Origin of the sequence: Mariniradius sediminis, from assembly GCF_021491425.1 — a bacterium.
Classification (GTDB): Bacteria; Bacteroidota; Bacteroidia; order Cytophagales; family Cyclobacteriaceae; genus Mariniradius; species Mariniradius saccharolyticus.
Genome location: NZ_JAKEVZ010000024.1, coordinates 1 through 21,004 on the forward strand (window position 1 = coordinate 1; position 21,004 = coordinate 21,004).

Consider the following 21,004-nt stretch of genomic DNA (forward strand, 5'->3'; position numbering starts at 1 on the left):
TACCTATTACCAAAAATTGCAACCTACAATCCAGTGAACCGCCGTATACGAGGCCCGTACGTACGGTGGTGTGAGAGGCGCACCTCGCTAACTTAACGGTTGGCGAGGCCGTCTACTCGATTAGCGGTATGTGCTTTATTCGTTCTCAAAGTCAAATTCTTTTATTAATTGTCCTGTCAGTGCTGAATAAAGTTTCCCTTGGCTGGTCAAGATGAGACCGCCTTGTTTTAAAAACTCTATTTCAATAGGTTCGCCAAGATTAATTTCTTTTTCAACTTTTCCGGTCTCAATGTCTATGTAGCATAAATACTTTGGACTACCCTTTTCATATTCCCACCGAATTCCCAAGATTTTATCAAGTTCGTTTGAATATTCGATTTCGAGAAAGTGACCTATTACATTAGTTGCCCAAAGGGTTTCAGCGTTTGAAAGTGAAACTGCCGCAAGTGGATTTGTCGAATATGCACAGATAATTTTGTCTTTAGAAAAACAAGCGTCAAGCAAACCAAATGATTTATGCGTAAAACTCTTAATAGTTTTTCTGTCTGTTCTGGTTACAAGTGTTGATGTTGACGACTTTTCAAATTGGTCAATGGTTGAATATGGGTTTTCTCTTATAAATTCAATCCCTCTTAATTTTTCAACTGTTTCGCCAGTTTTCTTATCGAGGAAAAAGGCGCCTTGGTTTTCCGTGTCAATATAAATTAGGTCGTGATAATGATTTAGAATTATTGCTTTTGCAGGTTTTTTGATGTCCTTTCGTTGCCAAAAAATTTCCCCGTTGTCAGCATTATAAAGGGTAACGGTTTTATGGTCGTAACCGGCAACTGTAATTTGTTTTCCATCTTCTGAAATTGATATAGCATTTCTCATTCCGCACACTAGATCAGTTGAGAATTTGGAGACAAGCCCATTCTTTATGTCCCATACTTGAACATTCTTTTCCCATTCAGCAACGACAATTCTGTCACCGTTTACTGTCGCTGATATTGCTCTTATTTTTTCGTATTTCTGTGTTGTCATAGCATTACCGCTAACGTTTGTATATCCTTAATATTGATGATATCATCCCGATTTGGAGTGATATCAACAATAATGTTGATATTTTTCAATTATCTTAAAAATAAGCTCTTTTAGTTAAACCTCCAATTCGTCCAAAGGACTTTTTGTTTGGTCAAATCCCCTGGTGGGGATATGGGTGTAGATCTTTGGAACCAAACACCGGCGAACAATAAAAAAGCCCCCGATTGCTCAGGGGCTTTTCTTTATCCAAATTTTCCTTATGTCTTCGTGCCCTCGTGGAAAATAAGACCTTCGAGGTTCCAAAAACGGCAAAGGTCTTCAGGAACCGTAAACTTTTCCAAAGTTCTGAACTTTGGAAAAGTTGACTAGGAAAACGGATACTTGCCTTTTTCGATCATGTAGTCGGCGATCTGTCTTCTTAGTTCCTTGGTATTGAGGATCTCCGACTTTGTGAAGCGCTTCAATCCCATCAGCATGACTTTCTGCTCATCGCCTTTGGCAAATGCGCCGATGGCTTCCTTGGCCGATTGCTCGATCTTGCCAACCGCCTCAAAGAGATAGACCTTGGACATCGCAATCTGGTGCGCCGCGGCTTCTTCGCCCCTTTGGGACACCAACTTCTGTGTGCGCAAGATCGCAGACTCCGCCGCGTAGATCTCGATCATGATGTCGGCGAGGTTCATCATCACCTCCTGCTCGGACTCGATCTTGTCGGCGAGGGCCATGGCTGCCTTACCGCCGACCATGAGGAATACTTTTTTGAGTTTTTTGATGACGTCCATCTCGGCGGCAAACAATTCGGAAGTATCGATGCTCTCAAAGCTCGGCACCGAAGTCAGTTCATTGGCGACAGCCATCGCAGGTTCAAAGAGGGCGATTTCACCCTTCATCGCGCGCTTCAGCAGCATGCCCACCATCAGCATGCGGTTGATCTCGTTGGTACCTTCGTAGATTCGGGAAATACGGGCATCACGGTACGCACGCTCCATCGGTGCATCGGCAGAATAGCCCATGCCACCGTATATCTGTACACCCTGATCGACCACATAATCCAACACTTCCGAACCGTGCACCTTGGCAATAGCCGCTTCGATGGCAAACTGCTCCAATGCTTTCAATTTGGCTTCTGCATCAGGCATTCCCTCCGCGGCCAAGGCCTGCATCCTATCCTCGATATCCTGTCCTGCGCGGTAACAAAGTGACTCGCAGGCGTAGGTGCGGATGGCCATTTCGGCAAGCTTCTGCTTGATGGCGCCAAAGGTATTGATTGATACGCCGAACTGCTTCCTTTCGGTCGAATACTTGATGGCATGCGAAGCTACCGTCCTACAGCCACCCAACACGCCTGCACCCAACTTGATGCGTCCGATATTGAGGATGTTGACTGCGATCTTGAAGCCATTGCCACGATCGGAAAGGAGGTTTTCGACGGGAACTTTGCAGTCGTTGAAGAATACCTGGCGTGTGGACGAACCCTTGATTCCGAGTTTCTTTTCCTCCTCGTTCATGGTGATGCCGCCGAAGGTTTTCTCGACGATAAAGGCGGAGAGGTTTTTGTCGTCGTCGATTTTGGCAAAGACGATGAATAGATCCGCAAAACCTGCATTGGATATCCACATCTTTTGGCCGTTGATGATGTAGTGCTTGCCATCGGCGCTGAGGACTGCTTTGGTCTTGCCGCTGTTGGCGTCGGAGCCGGCATCGGGTTCGGTCAAGCAGTAGCAGGCTGCCCATTCGCCCGTGGCTAGCTTGGGAAGGTATTTGGACTTTTGGTCCTCATTGCCATAGTACAAAATAGGCAAAGTGCCGATTCCGGTATGCGCACCATAGGTGGTGGAAAACGAGCCCGCAGCGCCTACGATATCGGCAATCAGCATGGAGGTATTGAAACTCATGCCGAGGCCACCGTAAGCTTCCGGTACCGAAATACCCAAAAGGCCAAGCTCGCCCGCTTTTTTGAAAATGGAAGGCACGAGCTCAGGATGCTTCATGCTGTCGATTTCTTCGATCCTGGTATGGATTTCGGTATCGACAAAGTCCTGACAGGCCTGGGCCATCATTTTTTGCTCTTCGTTGAACTCTTCGAAGATGAAGATTTCTTGGGCGTCCGTTTCCTTGATCAGGAACTCACCGCCGTTGATGGAGGATTTTGTTAATTGACTCATATGGATGAATTTTTATGTTTTTCTAAAGGGAGGCAAGAGCCAAGATGCAAGAAACAAGACAGTCTTGGTTCTTGACTCTTGTTTCTTGGTTCTATTTCAGCAATTCAAACACCCCCGCCACTCCTTGGCCGCCGCCGACGCAGGCTGTAACCATGCCGTACTTTTTGTTTTGTCTGCGGAGTTCGTTGAAGAGTTGAACGGAAAGCTTGGCACCAGTACAGCCGAGTGGATGGCCGAGGGCAACCGCGCCTCCATTCACATTTACTTTGTCGATATCCATGTCGAGGGATTTGATCACGGCAAGTGCCTGTGCAGCGAAGGCTTCATTCAATTCTATCAGGTCGATCTTGTCCAGGGCAAGTCCCGCCTGCTTCAATGCTTTTGGCACGGCTTCTTTCGGACCGATACCCATGATGCGTGGTTCTACACCAGCGACGGAATAGGACATCATGCGTGCTATCGGCTCCAAATTGAGTTGCTTTACCAAGCGCTCGGACATCACGACAACGAAAGCTGCCCCATCCGAAGTCTGCGAGGAATTACCCGCGGTCACTTTTCCGTTCATTTTGAAAGCAGGCTTTAGGCTGGCAAGACCTTCGAGTGATGTGCCCGCACGGGGTCCTTCGTCCGTGTCCACGACAAACTTCCTCGTTTTGCGTTTTCCTTTGTCGTCGAGGTATGTTTCCTCCACTTCGACAGGGACGATTTCGGACTTGAATTTTCCGGCCTGGATAGCAGCCAAGGCGCGGTCATGCGAACGCACAGAGAACTCGTCCGCCTGCTCGCGACTGATGTCATAATCCTTGGAAAGTTCCTCCGCCGTCAAGCCCATGCTGAGGTAGTAGTCGGGCGTTTGCGAGGCTATTTTCCAATTGAGTGCTGTTTTGTAGCCCATCATGGGCAGTAGGGACATGGATTCTGTTCCCCCTGCAATGATGCAATCTGCCATTCCCGCTTTGATTTTGCCGACAGCGAGGGCGATGGCCTCAAGACCGGAACCACAGTATCGGTTAATAATAAAACCGGGGACATCCTTTCCCAGTGCCAGTAGGGAAATCATGCGACCCATTTGCATGCCTTGTTCGGCTTCGGGTACCGCATTGCCGACGATGAGGTCATCGACCATTTTGTTTTCAAGTCCGGGTGTATTGGCGACGAGGTGTTTGATGACATCCGCTGCCAAATCATCGGGGCGGTAAAATCGGAATCCGCCTTTCTTGGCTTTTCCCACCGCTGATCTATATCCATTTACGATGTATGCTTCCATGGAAGTTTGTGATTAGGGTTATGTTAATTCTTGAAATATGCGTTTTGGTTAATGAATCGAGAAGCGAGAGTTTAGAAACGAGACCCGATAGAGAGAGCATCAGTGATACCTTGCGGTGACAACACGATAGTTAGTAAGGATTTTGCTCTACCGTTGATTTGAATCCAATGATCATCTTTTGAATTTCATCGATATCATGATTGATGGATTCGAAATCATCTTGCGTTAGTAGCCCAACTCTTCTAGCAATTATTGTTTGGGTTTCAAGCTCAAAACTCTCTCCAAGGCTTATATCCAAACTGTTTGTAAATGCTTTTGAAGAATTCCTGGCTGTGCCTTCTGCGATATTGGAAGGAATAGAAACAGAAGAACGCCGCATTTGCGAAGTCATTCCAAATTTTTCTTCGTTTGGAAACTTGGACGTGATTTGATAAACCTTAACAGCCATATCAACCGCCTTATTCCATACCATCAAGTTTTTGAAATTATGTCTAAGTTTCATTTCTGGATTTGATTAAATGTTGGATTTACTTCAAAGTATTCGAAATCTGTTGTCTCCCCCTTCTCGTCTCTCGCTTCTCGCCTCTTAATTGCGAAGCGGTTTTCCTTTGAACAAGATGCTGTGGATCCGCTCGAGCGTTTTCTTTTCGCCGGTCAAGCTGAGGAATGCTTCGCGCTCGAGGTCCAAAAGGTACTGTTCGCTCACTTCCGTAGGAGAAGACAAATCACCGCCTGACATGACCCAGCCGAGTTTACGGGCGATTTTCGCATCATGCTCGGAGATATAATTTCCATACAGCATTCCCGTGATGCCTGCCTCGAACAGGGCCAGGGAAGTTTTTCCCAAAACCTTGATATTGGTCTGCTGTACGGGTTGGGTATAGCCTGCAGCCTGAAGGGCGAGTACTTTTGCCTTTGCATCCGCCAAAACCCGCTTGCGGTTGAGTGTGATGCTGTCTTTGGTTTGTAAATACCCAAGTCCACGCGCTTCCGCCGCCGAGGTGGAGACTTTTGCAGTCGCAATGTTCATGAAGTATTCCTGAAGGCGGTTGAGCTCAACGTCACCCGCTTTGGATTCATTGCTGAAGCGCAAGGTCATTTCCTTGGTACCACCGCCAGCTGGTATCAATCCAACGCCAAACTCTACCAAGCCCATGTACAATTCGGCATGTGCCTGCACCGCATCTGCATGCAGCGAGAGTTCACAGCCACCGCCCAAAGCCATATTGTGTGGTGCGACCACCACAGGCACTGCGGAGTAGCGGGCACGCATCATGGTATTTTGGAAAGCAGCGATCATCAGGTTGATTTCATCAAATTCCTGGTCACCGGCAAACATGAAGAGCATCGCCAAGTTGGCACCGGCAGAGAAGTTGCCGCCCTCATTGCCAATGACCAATCCTTTGTAGGATTTTTCGGCCATACTGATGGCGGTGTTGATGCCTTCTAGGACTTCCTGTCCGAGGGAATTCATTTTGGTATGGAATTCCAAACCCAACACATCATCGCCCAAGTCGTAAATCGTGGAACCGGCATTTCCCCAGACTTTCTTGTTGCCTGCTTTCAGGGTATCCAACAGGATAAAGGCTTCCGTACCGGGGATCGGCAAATACGATTTGCTTGGAATGTCATAGTACTTGCGTTGTCCGTTTTCGACGGTGTAAAAGCTGTCTTTTCCTGCGGCCAACATCTCGTGTACCCATGGGGCGGCTTTTTCGCCGGCAGCTTCCATTTTTGTGACTGTATCCCGTACACCTAGGATATCCCAGGTTTCAAATGGACCGAGTTCCCAACCAAAACCCGCAGATACGGCCTGGTCGATGCGGTACAACTCATCGGAAATCTCCGGAATTCGGTGGGAGCAATATTTGAACAGATCATAAAAAGAAGCCCTGTAAAATTCACCTGCACGGTCGTCGAAATTGACCAAAAACTTGATGCGTTTTTTGAGGTCGTCGATTTCCTTGGATGCTTCGAGGGCTTTGAATTTGGGTTTTTCTTCGGGTTTATATTCAAAGGTCTTGAGGTCAAGCTCTTTCAGTTCCTTACTGCCGTCCTTGTGGCGGATCATCTTGAAATATCCCTGACCGGTCTTGTCCCCCCACCATTTGTTTTCGTAGAGTACTTTTACAATGTTGGGCAACTGGAATTTGTCCCGGGATTCATCATGGGCCAAGGCTTTGTACAGGTTGTTGGCAACATTCACCGTGGTATCCAAGCCCACCACGTCCATGGTCCGGAAGGTGGCCGACTTGGCGCGTCCGATGACCGTTCCCGTAAGCTTGTCGACTTCGGAGACGCTCATGCCCATTTTTTCAATGGCATGCATGCCAGAGATGATCGCATAAACACCGATTCGGTTGGCGATAAACGCCGGGGTGTCTTTGCAAAGCACGGTTTCCTTTCCGAGGAAGCGATCTCCATAATCCATCAAGAAGTCGATTACTTCCGGATTGGTCTTTGGACCGGGGATGATTTCAAGCAGTCTCAAATACCGTGGCGGGTTGAAAAAGTGTGTCCCGGCGAAGTTTGCCTGAAAATCCTCCGACCTTCCTTCACACATCAGATGCATCGGGATACCGGAGGTGTTGGAAGTGATGAGTGTACCCGGCTTGCGGAATTTCTCTACTTTGTCAAAAAGGGTTTTTTTGATGTCGAGCCTTTCGACCACTACTTCGATGACCCAATCGTAATCTTTGATTTTTGCCAAGTCGTCATCAAAGTTGCCCGTACTGATCCTTGACACGTAAGAAGCGTCGTAGAGTGAAGCCGGTTTGGCTTTCAGTGTGTTGTCAAGCGCGGCATTGACCAATCGGTTCCGGACAGCCTTGTCCGCGGTGGTCAGGCCTTTCTTCTTTTCCTCCTCGCTGGGTTCGGCAGGGACGATGTCAAGCAGGAGTACCTGCACGCCGATATTGGCAAAGTGGCAGGCGATTCTCGAACCCATCACTCCCGAACCGAGGATTGCTACTTTTTGAATGGTTTTTTTCATAAAAATTGACTGGATGTTTAGACTTCGTACAGCGGATCGTTGTACTGAAGTGGGTTTACTGTATCTGTTTGAAGGTTTTCTATGACTTGGTTGATTTTTTGGAACACGGAGAAGAAGGTCTGCAAATCCTCCTCACTGACCAATTCGCGGACCATGAGGTTAAACTCCTTGATGGTTTGCACCGAGATTTCTTTCTTTCTTTTTCCTTCGGGAGTCAAAAAAATGCGCACGGACCGCTTATCTATCGGGTCAGGTACTCGATAGATCAAGCCTTTTTCCTCCATACTCTTGAGCATTCTGGTGAGACTCCTTGCTTCCAGGCCCATCAGCGGCGCAATTTTCGTGGCGGGCGTCCCCTCTTTCGAGTTGATATTGATCAGCACAAAACCAATCGATGTGGTGAAGTCCTCCATCACGGCCTTTTGGTTGTACATCCTGGAAATGGCATGCCAAGCACTCTTGATGTGATAGTCAACGGTTTCTTCGCGCTTCATGGGTATCACTTTATACGGCCAATCTACAAAAATTATTGTATGCATGCATACTATTTTGAAAAAAAGTTATGCATGCAGAGGAAATTTTAGGGTATCATTATGGACATAAAAAAAACTATATTCTGTCTGGTGTCAGAATATAGTTTGATTCAGTGGAAAAATTAGAAAAATACCTATTTGATCAAATTAAGTTTCCTACAATCACTGGTACATGGACTCGATTTCTTTGGCAAATTTTTGATGAATAATCTTGCGCTTGAGCTTCATAGTCGGAGTAAGCTCTCCCGTTTCAATGGTCCACTGCTGTGGAAGTACGACAAACTTCTTGACTTGCTCCCATTTCCCGAAGTACTTGTTTTTCTCGTCGATCTCCTTTTGGAACTTGTCCAGGATCTCAGGCTTTTTCAGCATCTCGGCATCGGTCGTGTAGGGAATGTCCTTGTGTTTGCACCAGTCTTTCAATCCTTGGATACTGGGCACAATCAGTGCTGCCGGAAAGTTCTTGTTTTCGCCGACCACGATGATTTGTTCGATGACAGGTGACTCCTTGAACTTGTTTTCCATGGGCTGTGGCGCGATGTACTTGCCTCCCGAAGTTTTGAAAATCTCTTTTTTGCGATCTGTAATCTTGAGATAGCCCCCTTCATGAAGCTCTCCGATATCACCTGTGTGGAACCATCCATCGGGTTCGAGGACTTCCGCGGTCAAGTCAGGCTGCTTGTAATAGCCCTGCATTATATTGGGACCTTTGGCAAGGATCTCCCCATCAGGAGCGATTTTGACCTCCACATCCTTTACGATTTTGCCCACCATGCCAATGCGGATATCCTTGTGGTTGCAGACGGAGGCCGAAATCACCGGTGAAGTCTCCGTCAATCCGTAACCTTCGCATACAGGAATACCAGCAGACCAAAACACCCGGGCCAATCTTGGCTGAAGTGCCGATGCGCCTGAATTGATTTGCATCACATTTCCGCCCAATGCTTCCCTCCATTTGCTGAATATGATCTTGTTGGCAAGTTTCAGTTGGAAGTTATACCAGGCACCTTGGTCTTTGTTGGGCTCATATTTCAAACCCAAATTAAGCGCCCAAAAAAACAAGGATTTCTTCACCCCAGTCAATTCATAACCTTTCGAAACGATCTTGTCGTACACCTTTTCCAAAAGCCTCGGTACGGTATCAAAAATATGAGGTTGGACTTCTTTGAGGTTTTCGCCGATCGTCTCCATACTCTCGGCATAGTAGATCGAAATACCCATGTAAATGAAGCAATAAGATCCTGTGCGTTCATAGATGTGGCAGAGCGGTAGAAAACTCAAGGCCTTGCCATCACCGGTCGGTACCACGATTCGGTCCTCTACCGCATACAGGTTATGGATAATGTTGCCATGGGTCAACATGACACCTTTTGGACGACCTGTGGTACCTGAAGTGTAGATGATCGTTACCAAGTCTCCGGTCTTTACACCATTTTTTCTAAGCTCGAGATCGGCGAGGTTGCCATTGTCGCCAGCTTTCAAAAAATCCTCCCAATATTCGCAGCCGTCTATCCGATCGAAAGAAATCAACCGAATCGAAGTATCCTTCGCTGCTTCCTTTGCTTTGGAATAGATTTCCGCATCGCCGACGAAGACCATTTTCACCTCCGCGTGGTTAAAAATGTACTGGTAGTCGTCTGCAGAGATCGTGGGATACATCGGCACTGAAATGGCACCGATCTGTTGCATGGCCAAGTCAGCAAAGTTCCATTCCGGTCTATTGTTAGAGATGATGGCTATTTTATCGTCTTTGTCGAGACCGCTTGCCAATAATGCCAAACTTAGGTTGTCGACGATACTTTTTACTTCCCTGGACGAATAGGTTTTCCACTGTCCATCAACTTTTCGGGCCAAGGCTACCTTTTTGTCATAGGTTGCGATTTGATGGGGAATCAGGTCAAATAGTCTGCTGATATGCATGGTTTTTTTGGGTTTGATGTAGGCGGAGTCAAATTACCCAAATATGGACATTAATCCAAAAGGCGTATTTTTTGGAATATCCACAGCGCTATAATGTTATTACTTTATTTATTTAAAAAAATCTATTGTAATTATTAAGGTGTGGATTTGTGGAAAAGAATCGAGATATCTTTTTTAAACAAATGATGTTGCTTGTGCACATATTTATCCACCGTTTTGCGGTTCATTCCCGATCGTTAAACCATTGATTTTCTTTTATATATGGAGTGTGTTTGTTGGTGTTGTGGATAGGGTATTGTTGTAAGTTGGTAGACAAGTGTCTGTGGGATGATTTGTGGATAATTGTGGAAAGACCGGTAGTTATTTTTTGCAAGTAGTTGGTCTTCGGATTTTGCTGTTTCTATCATGGATAAGTGGAGGTTTATGCGCAAGTTATCCATCGGTATCCACAAATTTTTCTCGGTTTATCCCCAAAATTATTCTGGTTTTTTTTCCGTTTCTCTCATGATTCCTGGTCCATTTCTGGGTTCGATTGTGACTTCCAAAGTCCATCCTCCGCGGATGATCGTATCGTAGGGTTCCGGGTTTTCGGGGTTTGTGAGGAAGTAAATGGGTTCGGCGTATCTTTTATCTAGATAATTTGATGTGTCCCAACGTTTGTTTTTGTTTCGATCTACGACGGCACGTATGACGTAGGTACCAGCTTCTATATTTTTGAAAGTTGTTGTGTTTGTATTTTCGAGGTATGCCTGGCGTATGATTTCGTCCTTTTTGGTTAGGATTTGTATGATGAGTGGTCGTTCTTCCGTATTCACTGTTACCTTGATTTCCTCAGCCAGGGTTTCCGGATTTATCTTGGTGTAGGTGTTTTCATATTTCTTGTCTGTCCATACTCCCTCTACGTCCTTGAAGGTTGAATCACCGATATACAGCGTGAATGAGTCAGAGGCAACGGAATCCGGAATGGGGATCAATAAGCTGATTGAGGTTCTTTGTAAGCTGTCTTCGAATGATAACATCTGCGGTGTTATCTGCACGTTATTTATAGTATCGTACTTTACAAACAATGAGTCGTAATTGATATCGACAATTGGTTTGTTGAATAGTATCTGTGCCTGGATGTTTTTGGTAAAGGTTTTTGTATTCCCAAATGACGGGATTGGTGTATCCTTTTTTCGGTCGCTTTCTTGGAATTTGAGATAAAGAGTCGAATCAACTTGTATACCTGCAGAATCAGCTAATTGGATTCTCACCGCAGTGCTGTCGTTACTTAATGTTTGATGATAGAAGCGTATGGATTTTTCCTTGGCGGCATAGAACATGTCTTTCCCGAGATCTTCATGTTGGATCTCAATATTAACAGCGGCTTTTGTAGTAGTGATTTCGAAATTTTGTCCAATAGTGGCAGTTCGTTGTATTTTGAATGGGGAAAGATCCGATTTGTCAAGAATGAAATTGAGCCCAGTGATGTCTGATTCCAGATTGATAGTGTCTATTATAAAGGAATAAGGTTCGGTTTTGAATTCGGCTTTGTTGTTGTTATTGGCGTCCTCCCATGCGAAGGAGAGGTATTTACCCTGTTTAAGGTTTCGCAGCGTGAAAAGGCCGGTAGAGTCTGTTTGCACGACGTAGTATGGAGGACCTGTGAAAACATTGGTGGTATCGTCTAATGGATATAGACCTACCAATACATCTTCTAATTTTGGAGTATTTTGAGGAAAGTTGAATGATACTTTTCCGTTCGCGCTGAGGCTGTCGATGGTCGGACCTGTCGAAAATACCAGGCGTAGGTTTTCGGGGACATTTCCTTCAGTTATGTCCTTGATGGATTTTTGGAAATTGAATACATATGTGGTGCTGTCCTCAAGTTCTTGATTGAGGTTGATGGTGACCTTGTTTCTGTTTGCGGTTACCTCTATGTCATCCTTGTTGATTCTGGGTGTGATTAGGATAAGCTTGTTGGGTGTCTCGGTCCGGACATATTCGCTGAATTCAAGAATGATTGTGCTTGGCTTGGTGTTTGTTGATTCGTTCACTGGATTGATGGACAACAACTCGGGAGCATCTTCGTCTTTGGGTCCTCCAAGCGGTGCACTTTGTTTTGCACAAGAAAGAATAGATGAAATGATAATGATTAAATATATGTAGAATAAATATTTCATTTTTTCTTCAAAATAAACAATAAACTAGAGTACTGATTGTCTTTTTTACTAGCTGATTCATTGGATTTGGTGCCGATTTGGAGGGCTCTAAAGATGTTGAGGAGACCGCTGCGGGATGGATTTTGGTATTTTTCGCTGAGGATGGAAACATAGTAGGCGTCAAAAGGCATCGGTAGGGTCGATTCGATTTGGAGCTCAAATTCCTCTGCAAGTTTCTGAATCGAACTTTGGTTGAAATGGTAAAGGTGCCTTGGTACATCCCAGGCAGCCCAATATTCCTTGTAGTGTTGGGCGTCGAAAGACTCACGGTTTGGAACGGCGATAAGCAATTTGCCATCAGTCTTGAGATGTTTCAGAAGATTTTTGAGGGTACTCCTCAATGCATGGATATGTTCCAAGACGTGGAATAGCGAGATGATGTCAAATGTTTTCGATTTTTTCAGTTCATCGTAAGCTAAGTAGGTTTTTACGCCGTGGCCGTTGGAAGTTGCATTGGCTGTTGGGTTGGGTTCGATACCCGTCACTTTCCAACCGTCGGCTTTGGCTGCTTTGAGGAAATGCCCTGTACCGCAGCCATAGTCCAATATTGACCCTTTTCCGGGGAAATATTCGTTGATTTGGTTGACCTTTTTTCTTATGGTGAACATCCTGATCAGTTTGTACGCCAGGTTGATTAGGGAATTGGATTTGTTCTGGTGTGAGACGTATTCCGGTGATTCATAGTACCGGGCTATTGAATCTGCGTCTGGCCTTGGATTTGTGAAGACAAGGTCACATTTGGAACATTTGCAGGTATAGAAACTCTCCTTGCTGATGGAGTGGTCCTTGATTTCGGAATGGTTTAAAAAAAGCCCACTCTTGCAAAGTGGGCAGTGAGTCAGTTTTTCCAATGGCATTATCTTCCCAGATAAACAGTCAGGATAGAAAGGTCTGCTGGAGATACACCGGAGATTCTCGATGCTTGTCCCAGGGTTTCTGGCCTAACCTTGTTGAGTTTTTGTTTTCCTTCGGCTGAAAGGGCCGGAATGGCGAGATAATCAAAATGAACCGGGATCCTGAAGTTTTCCATGTTGTTCAGTTTGTCCACCATTTGCTGTTCCTTTTCGATATAGCTGTCGTATTTGATTTGGATTTCCGCTTGTTCCAATACGTCCTTGGAGTATTTGGAAAGGTAGACTTTGAGGTCATTGTCTAAATCCATGATTTCCTTGAGTCCGAGTTGGGGCCTTTTCAGCAGTTTTTCGACAGATATCTTTTCCTTCACGGTGGCTGTATCCATGTCTTCGAGTCCTTCATTGATCAAATCAGGGGCGAGTTTCTTTTGCCTGAGGTCATTGATCAATTTTGCTGTGTCCGATTTCTTATCCAGCATTCGTTCCAATCGCCTGTCGTCAGCTAGGCCTATTTGATGTCCCAACTGCGTCAGCCGGAGATCCGCATTGTCTTGTCTCAGCAAGAGTCTGAATTCCGCCCGTGATGTAAACATTCGGTAAGGCTCTTCCGTGCCTTTATTGATGAGGTCATCTATCAGAACGGCAATATAGGCCTCTGAGCGCTTCAAAATCACAGGTTCTTCTTTCTGTACTTTCCTAGCGGCGTTGATTCCTGCCATGAGACCTTGGGATGCTGCTTCCTCATACCCTGTCGTACCGTTGATTTGGCCTGCAAAAAACAGGTTCTCAATCAACTGTGTTTCGAGGCTCAATTTGAGTTGGGTTGGAGGAAAGAAATCATATTCTATGGCATATCCTGGTCGGAACATCTTTGCGTTTTCGAATCCTCGGATTTTCCGCAAGGCTTTGTATTGTACATCTTCCGGAAGCGAGGTAGAGAAACCATTGACGTAGATTTCGACGGTATTCCAGCCTTCGGGTTCCACGAAGATTTGGTGCCTTTCCCGTTCCGCAAACCTGTTGATTTTGTCTTCTATGGAGGGACAGTATCTTGGACCCAGACCTTGTATGCGGCCGTTGAACATTGGTGAGCGATCAAATCCGGATTCCAGTGTTTCGTGCACCTCTTTGTTGGTATAGGTAATCCAGCAGGTTCTTTGCTCTGTAAGTGGTTGCGTTTCGTCAGAATAGGAGAATTTTTCCGGATTTTCATCCCCAAATTGGACTTCCATCTTTGAGTAGTCCAAAGATCTTCCATCTACCCTTGGTGGAGTTCCGGTTTTCATTCGTCCTGCTTCAAATCCCAAGCCAACCAGCTGTTCGGTAATTCCTTTGGCAGCTGATTCCCCTGTCCTACCCCCGCCGAATTGTTTTTCCCCGATGTGGATGACCCCGTTGAGGAATGTTCCGTTGGTGAGTACAACTGATTTTCCCGGGATTTCTAAGCCGATTCCTGTCCTCACGCCGCGAACTCGTCCATCTTTCACAAGGAGGCCGCTGACCATTTCTTGCCAGAAATCAACATTTGGAGTTTGTTCCAGCGCCAATCTCCACTCCTCCGCAAACCGCATGCGGTCATTTTGGCTGCGGGGTGACCACATCGCGGGACCCTTGGAGCGGTTCAACATCCTGAATTGGATCATTGACTTATCGGAAATGATACCCGACATTCCGCCTAAGGCGTCTATCTCCCGGACGATTTGTCCTTTTGCGACGCCGCCCATTGCGGGGTTGCAGGACATTTGAGCGATGGTGTTCATGTTCATCGTACACAGCAAGACCTTGGCGCCCATCTTGGCTGCTGCGTGCGCTGCCTCACACCCGGCATGTCCTGCACCTACTACGATTACGTCATATTCTGGAAACATACTTTTCGTGTTATTGGTGTTTCACGTGGAACACCTGTGATCGAGAACAACCTTGGTGTTTCACGTGGAACATTTTATTGATTAAATAGCCTGATGGACTGATCTTCTAAATCCCTCATCTTTAACTTGTCCTCAGGCTTTTTGTCTTTGTATCCCATCAAGTGTAACAATCCGTGACTCATCACTCTTAGCAATTCGTTTTCAAATGCGGTATTTTCCTTGGTGGCGTTTTCTTTGACCCGATCGATGCTGATGAAGATATCGCTGATAATTACTTTGTCGCTGTCCGAGTTGTCAAAGGTAATGATATCGGTATAGGTATTGTGCTTGAGGTACTCTTGGTTGATTTGAAGAAGGTATTCATCGGAACAAAAGATGTAATTCAGTTCTTCAATGGCAAAGCCTTCGTTTGCCGCTATTCCCTTAAGCCATCTTTTGTGTTTGTTTTTGTCCGGTAAGGAAAACCTGATATCTTCTTCAAAGAAAAGAATCGCCATTGTCAGAGGTAAAATGTAAGAACCGTTTTTCTTCCTTGGTCTTCGAATTTCACGTCATCCGACAGGTGCTTCATGATGAATATGCCCCTGCCGCCGATCTTTTCAAGATTTTCCGGTGCGGTGGGGTCAGAGAGGTGCTCGTAGTCAAATCCCGGACCTTCGTCCACGATGGTGAAGTGCAGAGAATCGTCCTCGAGTCGCAACTCCAAATCTACTTTCTTGTTCCCATCCAACTGATTGCCATGCACGATGGCATTTGTCACGCATTCCGTCACCGAAATCATGATGTTGCCATAGATATCTTCATTGATCGTATACTTTTCCTTCGCATTATCGATGAAGCTTTCTATGATCTTGATATTCTCCATCAGTGATGGGATAGAAATTTTGATGGATTTCATGAATTAAATATGAATAAATTTCATTTAAATATTTTTATTCCATTTCCAGAATGATCGGACAATGATCGGAGTGCTGTGCCTCCGGAAGAATGATAGCTCTTTTCAAACGCTCCCGCATGGGCAGGGTTGTCATGTGGTAATCAATCCGCCAACCCAAGTTCTTTGCCCGAGACCCTGCCCTGAAACTCCACCAGGTATATTGGTGGGGATTCGGATTGAATAGCCGAAAGCTATCCTCAAAGCCTGAGGAGGTGAACTTGTCCATCCATGCCCTTTCTTCCGGCAGAAATCCCGAGGAGTTCTTGTTGGAGATTGGATTGTGGATGTCTATCGGCTTGTGGCAGATATTATAGTCCCCACTCATGATCAAATTAGGGAATTTTTGGATCAAATCCTGTGAGTAGCCATAGATATCATCCAAAAACTGGTATTTGAAGTCTTGTCTGACATCGCCCGTAGTGCCCGAAGGAAAATAAGCCGAAATGAATGAGAAATCATCAAAATCAGCCCGTATCATTCTGCCCTCGTCATCGTAGCTTTGGATTCCCATTCCGAAGGCTACGTTTTTTGGTTTGGTTTTGGTCAAAATCGCTACGCCGCTGTAGCCCTTTTTTACCGCAGGGTACCAATAGATATGGTAGCCCAAATCCTCAAAGACTGCCTTGTCGATATTGGTTTCTTCTGCCTTAACTTCCTGTAAACCAATCACATCAGGATCCGTCGCCTTGATCCAATCGACAAATCCTTTGTTGATTGCCGACCGGATTCCGTTTACGTTATAGGATGCGATTTTCATAGACTAGCGGTTCCCTTATTTGATGTCAATCTGGAATTCTTGTTCGAAATATTCCAATACCTGTATTTTGAGCAGCTTTTCCTGTTCCAAAATATCGAAATGCGGCAATTCCTTGAGCAATCTCCAATGTGGCCATCCGTCTTGGTCGATGTACTCCAACTCGTAAAACCCGGCGAGACTCAGCACCTTGCATATAGCGATGTGCATCAAGTCCTGCTTTTGCTCTTTGGAGAAATTGTGGTAGCCTTTGCCCAATTCCTGTACGCCGATAAGGAACAAAACGCCATTCAGGTCTTTTGGTTTCTTACCAAGAAGTTCCTCAATGCCCATCAGCAGCTTTCCCCAGCGTTTTTCCAGGTCAAGATCCTTTTTAAACATTCCCTTGTTTTTCCAATTCTTCCCAATACTCCACTGCCCGTCTCAAATGCGGAATCACGATAGAACCTCCAATGACCAGGGCAATAGAAAACACCTCGAATATTTCCTTCCTGCCTAGACCAGCCTCATGCGACTTGCCCAGGTGGTACTTGATGCAGTCGTCACAGCGCAGCACCATCGAACAGGCCAATCCGATCATTTCTTTTGTTTTCACTTCCAGCGCGCCTTCCGCGTAGGTATTGGTATCGAGGTTGAAAAAACGCTTGATGACCAAATTGTCGGAGTCCATGATTCTTTCGTTCATTTTGCTCCGGTAGGCGTTGAATTCTTCTATCAAATTCATTAATTTTTAGGAAGTTAATTTTAACCTGCAAATATAGCAGCTATTTGATCGTGTTACTTTCCCAACCATCCAAATTGAAAACAGGTTTCCAATTTTTCGAGGATTTTTTGTCCTTGGTCTTTCCGAGGACCTGCTGCCTGTGCAAGGCCAGCTTATTTGAGTTTGAAGATCAGCTGTGCAAAAGCTGTATCTCCAAGCTTCCGGTGACCAATTACCACCTGCGTCCACAAAACAATGACCTTGTCATCAAAATAACAGGCCTCACTAAGCCCGGATCGGTGATTTCGTTCCTGCGGTTTACCAAGAAAGGGGACAGCCAGCATCTGCTGCATCTGCTGAAGTATAAAAACAAACCGGAAATCGGCGTTGAGTTGGGTAGAATATATGGTAACCTGCTGAAAACGAATGGATTTGCCGAAAAGTGGGACCAAATTACCCCTGTGCCGCTTCATCCCTTGAAACTGAAACGAAGGGGTTACAACCAAAGTGAACAGTTTGCAAAGGGCTTGGCAGAAGCACTGGGGATTCCCGTTATCCATTCACTCCAAAGGGTGCTGTTTACCGAAACGCAGACCAAAAAAACAAGGATGCAGCGTTTGGAGAATGTGGCGGAGGTTTTTGCGATTCAGGAAAGCTTGCACGTCAGGGACAAAACTGTCCTCTTGGTCGATGATGTGATGACAACCGGCGCCACGTTGACGACCTGCGCGAATGTGCTATTCCACCATGATGCAAAGACCGTCGACATGGCTGTGATCGCTGCGGGGAAGAATTAATCAATTCGCAGGGTGGTGTGGGCGATTAGCGAAGGCATTATCCCATTTAATTTGCAGTTCACCCGATCTAAAACTATATTCCGTTGTGGTATTTAATCGTCAATTGCAGATACAAATTGTTTCTGACAATAGGGTGGAATTTCATCCACGATGAGTATCGGTATCCACCCAGTCCACCACCAAAAGTCTATTCCACACCTAGAAGGAGGATATAATGAAGACGTTTATTTTTATTTTAGTATCCATAGTGGTTTTGTTTTCATGTGATAGAACCGTTTTGCTTACAATTGACGATGATGTTAAGAAAGAGTTTGATTTTTCATGTGGTAGTGTGATGATAAATTCTGCCTACAGTTTTGGGCCAGGTTATAGAATCAGCCAACATTTTTATTTATCAACTCAAGTAATTTTGGATTTTGATTCCTTAAAGATGATTCACAAAGGAATAGAGCAACCTTTCAGGGTAACTGATGAAACCCTGGAATTAGTCATAGAGAAAAAAAAGATTGTTAAAGGCGAGAAATTGATTAACATCTTCGTCGATTTTCCTGACAATCTGAAGCCTGGTGACTCCTTGCTTATACGAATGAAGGGCTACATTATATGTGAAGGCACTTCTGTATATGATGATGAAATTGTTGTGTTATTGAAATGAGTTGGGACTAGAGGTAAAATGACATTCTTGCAAAGACTAAAACCATTGTAATGGAAAGGAAAATGATACAAGTCGCAGGGTTTTTGTTTTGCATTTTCCTTACGAGCTGTCAGCACACAGGGTCCAAGAAGATTGTTTGGGTTGGGTGCGAAATGCAGATTGACTCTGTCTATGTATCGAAAGAAGCGACGCGAGGTGCGTTTAAGTTAAACGATACACTTGCGATGTGGGATGGGTTTAATTTGCTACAATCCAATGGGTATGAGAAAATTGAACTTGATCCGAACAGATTGGATTTGAGAGGCCAAAATCCATTAACGTTTTCCGTTGGAGATGTTCAGGTCCCCTTTTGGCTACACAAGAGAGCCGGGTCAGATACGCTGTTTGTTGTCCAAAACAATAAGACGTTCCTTTTTAAGGTTCCCGAGCAGTTCTGCGGGAATCCTGAGGATTATTGGAAAGGACCTTGAGAAGATTTAACCATTCCAACCTAGGGATTTGCAGGTCAACTTAGTACCCTGTAGAACCACAAAAAGACCGATAAATATGAAATACATTCTGAAAATAGCCTTAATCCTGTTGATAATCTACAGCTTGGTTGTTCATATATTCAAGACAGTATTTGAGTTTTTCAACAAATCATAGTATACAGATTATTGGCTTTTAGTCCTCAGGAATGATGTCCCAAATTTGATAATAACTTTTGTCATCGTTTATGTTCTAACCAAGATAGTAATGTCATTCAATAAAGAACAATGAGGTTAAAACTTACTGTGTTGGGATTTCCCTCTTCTGTGTCGCTATGGATTTTTTATTTCGGCAAAAAACTTCTATCGTTTCATTTTCCTTGGGTGTTGTCGGGTATCGAAAAAGTCAAGTATAAAAATGAAATTGTCTTCTACCCTGTATATGATCTTGTAATTTCCCTCGACAACCCGTCTGTGGCCCATACCCAAATGAACAAGATGAGATTCTATTTGGCCAAGCATTGGATTTGCTACTAATTCCCCGGCTCTATCCAAGAGTCTTGAAGCTATTTCCCGCGCTTTCTGGACCGGCACGCCTTGCTTGTCGATCAAGAAGCGTAGGCATTGTTCAAGACTGTCTAGGGATTGATCCGTAAAAACCAGCTTCATATCCCCAGCCTTGCATTCAATTTTTCTTCCAACTCTTCCCGAGTCATGACCCTTCGATCTATGATATCCTTTTCGGCTTTCAGTGCCCTTGAACTCATCCTTTCAACAATTTCTGGGTCAAGATTGGTCTTCAGTAGTAGGGTTTTGATCGCCATCAGCACATCAACATCATCCTCTCTTTCAATCAGTTCTTTCAATTCAGATTTGATACCTTGTGCTTCCATCATATCTCGAATATAGCCAATTTCTGGAATATTATCTCGGGTTAGAACTGACAGTCCAAGGTCAGCATTATTTAAATGCGAGGTTGACCACTGCAATCCGTCTCTTTGCCATTTCTAATCGCCTTCAGCATCCATGCACAGGTTAATGGGGCTGAGATTTTGAATTTACCAACTTCCCCCCGCGCCGCCGCCGCCAAAGGAACCGCCGCCGAATCCTCCGAATCCACCCCCTCCAAAACCGCCAAAGGAACCTTTTCCGGAGGAGAAATCGCCGAATTTCCCTTTTGAGCCGCCTTTCAGCAGGTTTGCCAGTATAATGGTGGTCATCAGGTCGACACCGCCGCCTTTTCCGCCCATGTGGTTGTCGTTGTCCTTTCGGTTTCTAAGCAGTGGAAGGACGACGAAGATGAAGATAAAAAGGAGAAAGAAAATCAAGCCACCGACATGTTCGCCTGTATGGTCCACTTCATCGGCCTTGTATTCTCCCGAGGCAAGCTTAAAAATCATATCCGTGGCTTTGTCGAGGCCTTCATAGTAGGCTTCTTGGCGGAAATTGGGCACAATGAGTTGCTCGACAATGCGCTTGGCAAGTGCATCCGGTAATACGCCTTCCATGCCATACCCTGTCGCGATGAATACTTTCCTGTCTTCCATCGCAGCCAAAATCAGTACGCCGTTATCCCGGTCCTTTTGGCCGATACCCCATTTTTCCCCCAATTGGAATGCATAATCGCTGATATCATAGGGTCCGACAGAGCGAATTATCACAATCGTCACCTGTGACGAGGTGCTATCGTTGTAAGCGACGAGTTTTTGCTCCAAGCGATCGCGTTCTGCCGTGGAGAGGGTATTGGTGAAGTCATTGACCAAGCGGGGCGGATTGGGAACTTCGGGGAAATCGCCCTGTCCCATCACTTGGAAAGTGAAAGCCAAAAAGAGAATCAGGAAAGTATGTTGGATTTTGTACATGTATTC

General features: G+C 45.3%; 20 protein-coding genes. 2 read left to right on the top strand and 18 right to left on the bottom strand.

The annotated features are described in order from the left end of the window. Positions 1-135: 135 nt before the first annotated feature. From L0U89_RS19370 to L0U89_RS19440, 15 genes are all read right to left on the bottom strand, one after another. On the bottom strand, positions 136-1,023 hold the full coding sequence (locus L0U89_RS19370; RefSeq protein ID WP_234863041.1) for a hypothetical protein: 888 nt from the start codon (positions 1,021-1,023) through the stop codon (positions 136-138). Between the two features lie 365 nt (positions 1,024-1,388). After that, positions 1,389-3,188: an acyl-CoA dehydrogenase FadE gene (locus L0U89_RS19375; protein ID WP_234863042.1), complete on the bottom strand. Its 1,800-nt coding sequence runs from the start codon at positions 3,186-3,188 to the stop codon at positions 1,389-1,391. 91 nt (positions 3,189-3,279) lie between these two features. Next, positions 3,280-4,455 carry an acetyl-CoA C-acyltransferase gene (locus L0U89_RS19380; RefSeq protein ID WP_234863043.1) on the bottom strand — a complete coding sequence of 392 codons (1,176 nt, stop codon included), beginning with the start codon at positions 4,453-4,455 and terminating at the stop codon, positions 3,280-3,282. Between the two features lie 130 nt (positions 4,456-4,585). Beyond that, a complete protein-coding gene (locus L0U89_RS19385; protein ID WP_008628308.1) occupies positions 4,586-4,957 on the bottom strand; it encodes a four helix bundle protein in 372 nt (123 codons plus the stop codon). 84 nt (positions 4,958-5,041) lie between these two features. Continuing rightward, positions 5,042-7,447 carry a 3-hydroxyacyl-CoA dehydrogenase/enoyl-CoA hydratase family protein gene (locus tag L0U89_RS19390; protein ID WP_234863044.1) on the bottom strand — a complete coding sequence of 802 codons (2,406 nt, stop codon included), beginning with the start codon at positions 7,445-7,447 and terminating at the stop codon, positions 5,042-5,044. A 17-nt stretch (positions 7,448-7,464) separates the two neighbouring features. Next, a complete protein-coding gene (locus tag L0U89_RS19395; RefSeq protein ID WP_040480519.1) occupies positions 7,465-7,941 on the bottom strand; it encodes a MarR family winged helix-turn-helix transcriptional regulator in 477 nt (158 codons plus the stop codon). Between the two features lie 201 nt (positions 7,942-8,142). Next, a complete protein-coding gene (locus L0U89_RS19400) occupies positions 8,143-9,900 on the bottom strand; it encodes an AMP-dependent synthetase/ligase (RefSeq protein ID WP_234863045.1) in 1,758 nt (585 codons plus the stop codon). Positions 9,901-10,376: 476 nt separating this feature from the next. After that, a complete protein-coding gene (locus tag L0U89_RS19405; protein WP_234863046.1) occupies positions 10,377-12,062 on the bottom strand; it encodes an Ig-like domain-containing domain in 1,686 nt (561 codons plus the stop codon). Beyond that, a complete protein-coding gene (locus L0U89_RS19410) occupies positions 12,059-12,709 on the bottom strand; it encodes a class I SAM-dependent methyltransferase (protein ID WP_234863047.1) in 651 nt (216 codons plus the stop codon). The genes L0U89_RS19405 and L0U89_RS19410 overlap by 4 nt, the downstream gene beginning before the upstream one ends. Positions 12,710-12,957: 248 nt before the next feature. After that, positions 12,958-14,823, bottom strand: a complete 1,866-nt coding sequence (gene mnmG / locus L0U89_RS19415) for a tRNA uridine-5-carboxymethylaminomethyl(34) synthesis enzyme MnmG (RefSeq protein ID WP_234863048.1) — start codon at positions 14,821-14,823, stop codon at positions 12,958-12,960. Between the two features lie 74 nt (positions 14,824-14,897). After that, on the bottom strand, positions 14,898-15,320 hold the full coding sequence (ybeY, locus tag L0U89_RS19420; protein ID WP_234863049.1) for an rRNA maturation RNase YbeY: 423 nt from the start codon (positions 15,318-15,320) through the stop codon (positions 14,898-14,900). Positions 15,321-15,322: 2 nt separating this feature from the next. Continuing rightward, a complete protein-coding gene (locus L0U89_RS19425; protein ID WP_008628282.1) occupies positions 15,323-15,721 on the bottom strand; it encodes an ATP-binding protein in 399 nt (132 codons plus the stop codon). A 34-nt stretch (positions 15,722-15,755) separates the two neighbouring features. Continuing rightward, complete coding sequence (locus L0U89_RS19430; protein ID WP_234863050.1) at positions 15,756-16,517, bottom strand: exodeoxyribonuclease III; 762 nt, start codon at positions 16,515-16,517, stop codon at positions 15,756-15,758. A gap of 15 nt (positions 16,518-16,532) precedes the next feature. Then, on the bottom strand, positions 16,533-16,895 hold the full coding sequence (locus L0U89_RS19435; protein WP_008628278.1) for a hypothetical protein: 363 nt from the start codon (positions 16,893-16,895) through the stop codon (positions 16,533-16,535). Continuing rightward, on the bottom strand, positions 16,888-17,238 hold the full coding sequence (locus tag L0U89_RS19440; RefSeq protein WP_234863051.1) for a carboxymuconolactone decarboxylase family protein: 351 nt from the start codon (positions 17,236-17,238) through the stop codon (positions 16,888-16,890). Before L0U89_RS19440 ends, L0U89_RS19435 begins: the two co-directional genes overlap by 8 nt. Before the next feature lie 74 nt (positions 17,239-17,312). On the opposite strand from L0U89_RS19440, the gene L0U89_RS19445 reads away from it, so the two are divergent. Both L0U89_RS19445 and L0U89_RS19450 read left to right on the top strand, forming a co-directional pair. Next, positions 17,313-18,014 (top strand): ComF family protein, encoded by a 702-nt coding sequence (locus tag L0U89_RS19445; RefSeq protein WP_234863052.1) that lies wholly within the window; start codon positions 17,313-17,315, stop codon positions 18,012-18,014. A 214-nt stretch (positions 18,015-18,228) separates the two neighbouring features. Beyond that, on the top strand, positions 18,229-18,669 hold the full coding sequence (locus tag L0U89_RS19450) for a hypothetical protein (RefSeq protein ID WP_234863053.1): 441 nt from the start codon (positions 18,229-18,231) through the stop codon (positions 18,667-18,669). Between the two features lie 830 nt (positions 18,670-19,499). Here L0U89_RS19450 and L0U89_RS20640 read toward each other — a convergent pair. The 3 genes from L0U89_RS20640 to L0U89_RS19460 form a co-directional block, all read right to left on the bottom strand. After that, entirely contained in the window at positions 19,500-19,805 is a 306-nt protein-coding gene (locus L0U89_RS20640) for a type II toxin-antitoxin system RelE/ParE family toxin (RefSeq protein ID WP_369413261.1), read from the bottom strand. Next, positions 19,802-20,125: a hypothetical protein gene (locus tag L0U89_RS19455; protein ID WP_234863054.1), complete on the bottom strand. Its 324-nt coding sequence runs from the start codon at positions 20,123-20,125 to the stop codon at positions 19,802-19,804. The genes L0U89_RS20640 and L0U89_RS19455 overlap by 4 nt, the downstream gene beginning before the upstream one ends. Positions 20,126-20,194: 69 nt before the next feature. Continuing rightward, positions 20,195-20,998, bottom strand: a complete 804-nt coding sequence (locus tag L0U89_RS19460) for a TPM domain-containing protein (protein WP_234863055.1) — start codon at positions 20,996-20,998, stop codon at positions 20,195-20,197. Positions 20,999-21,004: the final 6 nt, after the last annotated feature.

Coding starts and splice junctions, on each gene's coding strand:
- L0U89_RS19370 (WP_234863041.1), bottom strand. CDS start 1,023: ATGACAACACAGAAATACGAAAAAATAAGAGCAATATCAGCGACAGTA.
- L0U89_RS19375 (WP_234863042.1), bottom strand. CDS start 3,188: ATGAGTCAATTAACAAAATCCTCCATCAACGGCGGTGAGTTCCTGATC.
- L0U89_RS19380 (WP_234863043.1), bottom strand. CDS start 4,455: ATGGAAGCATACATCGTAAATGGATATAGATCAGCGGTGGGAAAAGCC.
- L0U89_RS19385 (WP_008628308.1), bottom strand. CDS start 4,957: ATGAAACTTAGACATAATTTCAAAAACTTGATGGTATGGAATAAGGCG.
- L0U89_RS19390 (WP_234863044.1), bottom strand. CDS start 7,447: ATGAAAAAAACCATTCAAAAAGTAGCAATCCTCGGTTCGGGAGTGATG.
- L0U89_RS19395 (WP_040480519.1), bottom strand. CDS start 7,941: ATGAAGCGCGAAGAAACCGTTGACTATCACATCAAGAGTGCTTGGCAT.
- L0U89_RS19400 (WP_234863045.1), bottom strand. CDS start 9,900: ATGCATATCAGCAGACTATTTGACCTGATTCCCCATCAAATCGCAACC.
- L0U89_RS19405 (WP_234863046.1), bottom strand. CDS start 12,062: ATGAAATATTTATTCTACATATATTTAATCATTATCATTTCATCTATT.
- L0U89_RS19410 (WP_234863047.1), bottom strand. CDS start 12,709: ATGTTCACCATAAGAAAAAAGGTCAACCAAATCAACGAATATTTCCCC.
- mnmG (WP_234863048.1), bottom strand. CDS start 14,823: ATGTTTCCAGAATATGACGTAATCGTAGTAGGTGCAGGACATGCCGGG.
- ybeY (WP_234863049.1), bottom strand. CDS start 15,320: ATGGCGATTCTTTTCTTTGAAGAAGATATCAGGTTTTCCTTACCGGAC.
- L0U89_RS19425 (WP_008628282.1), bottom strand. CDS start 15,721: ATGAAATCCATCAAAATTTCTATCCCATCACTGATGGAGAATATCAAG.
- L0U89_RS19430 (WP_234863050.1), bottom strand. CDS start 16,517: ATGAAAATCGCATCCTATAACGTAAACGGAATCCGGTCGGCAATCAAC.
- L0U89_RS19435 (WP_008628278.1), bottom strand. CDS start 16,895: ATGTTTAAAAAGGATCTTGACCTGGAAAAACGCTGGGGAAAGCTGCTG.
- L0U89_RS19440 (WP_234863051.1), bottom strand. CDS start 17,238: ATGAATTTGATAGAAGAATTCAACGCCTACCGGAGCAAAATGAACGAA.
- L0U89_RS19450 (WP_234863053.1), top strand. CDS start 18,229: ATGAAGACGTTTATTTTTATTTTAGTATCCATAGTGGTTTTGTTTTCA.
- L0U89_RS20640 (WP_369413261.1), bottom strand. CDS start 19,805: ATGAAGCTGGTTTTTACGGATCAATCCCTAGACAGTCTTGAACAATGC.
- L0U89_RS19460 (WP_234863055.1), bottom strand. CDS start 20,998: ATGTACAAAATCCAACATACTTTCCTGATTCTCTTTTTGGCTTTCACT.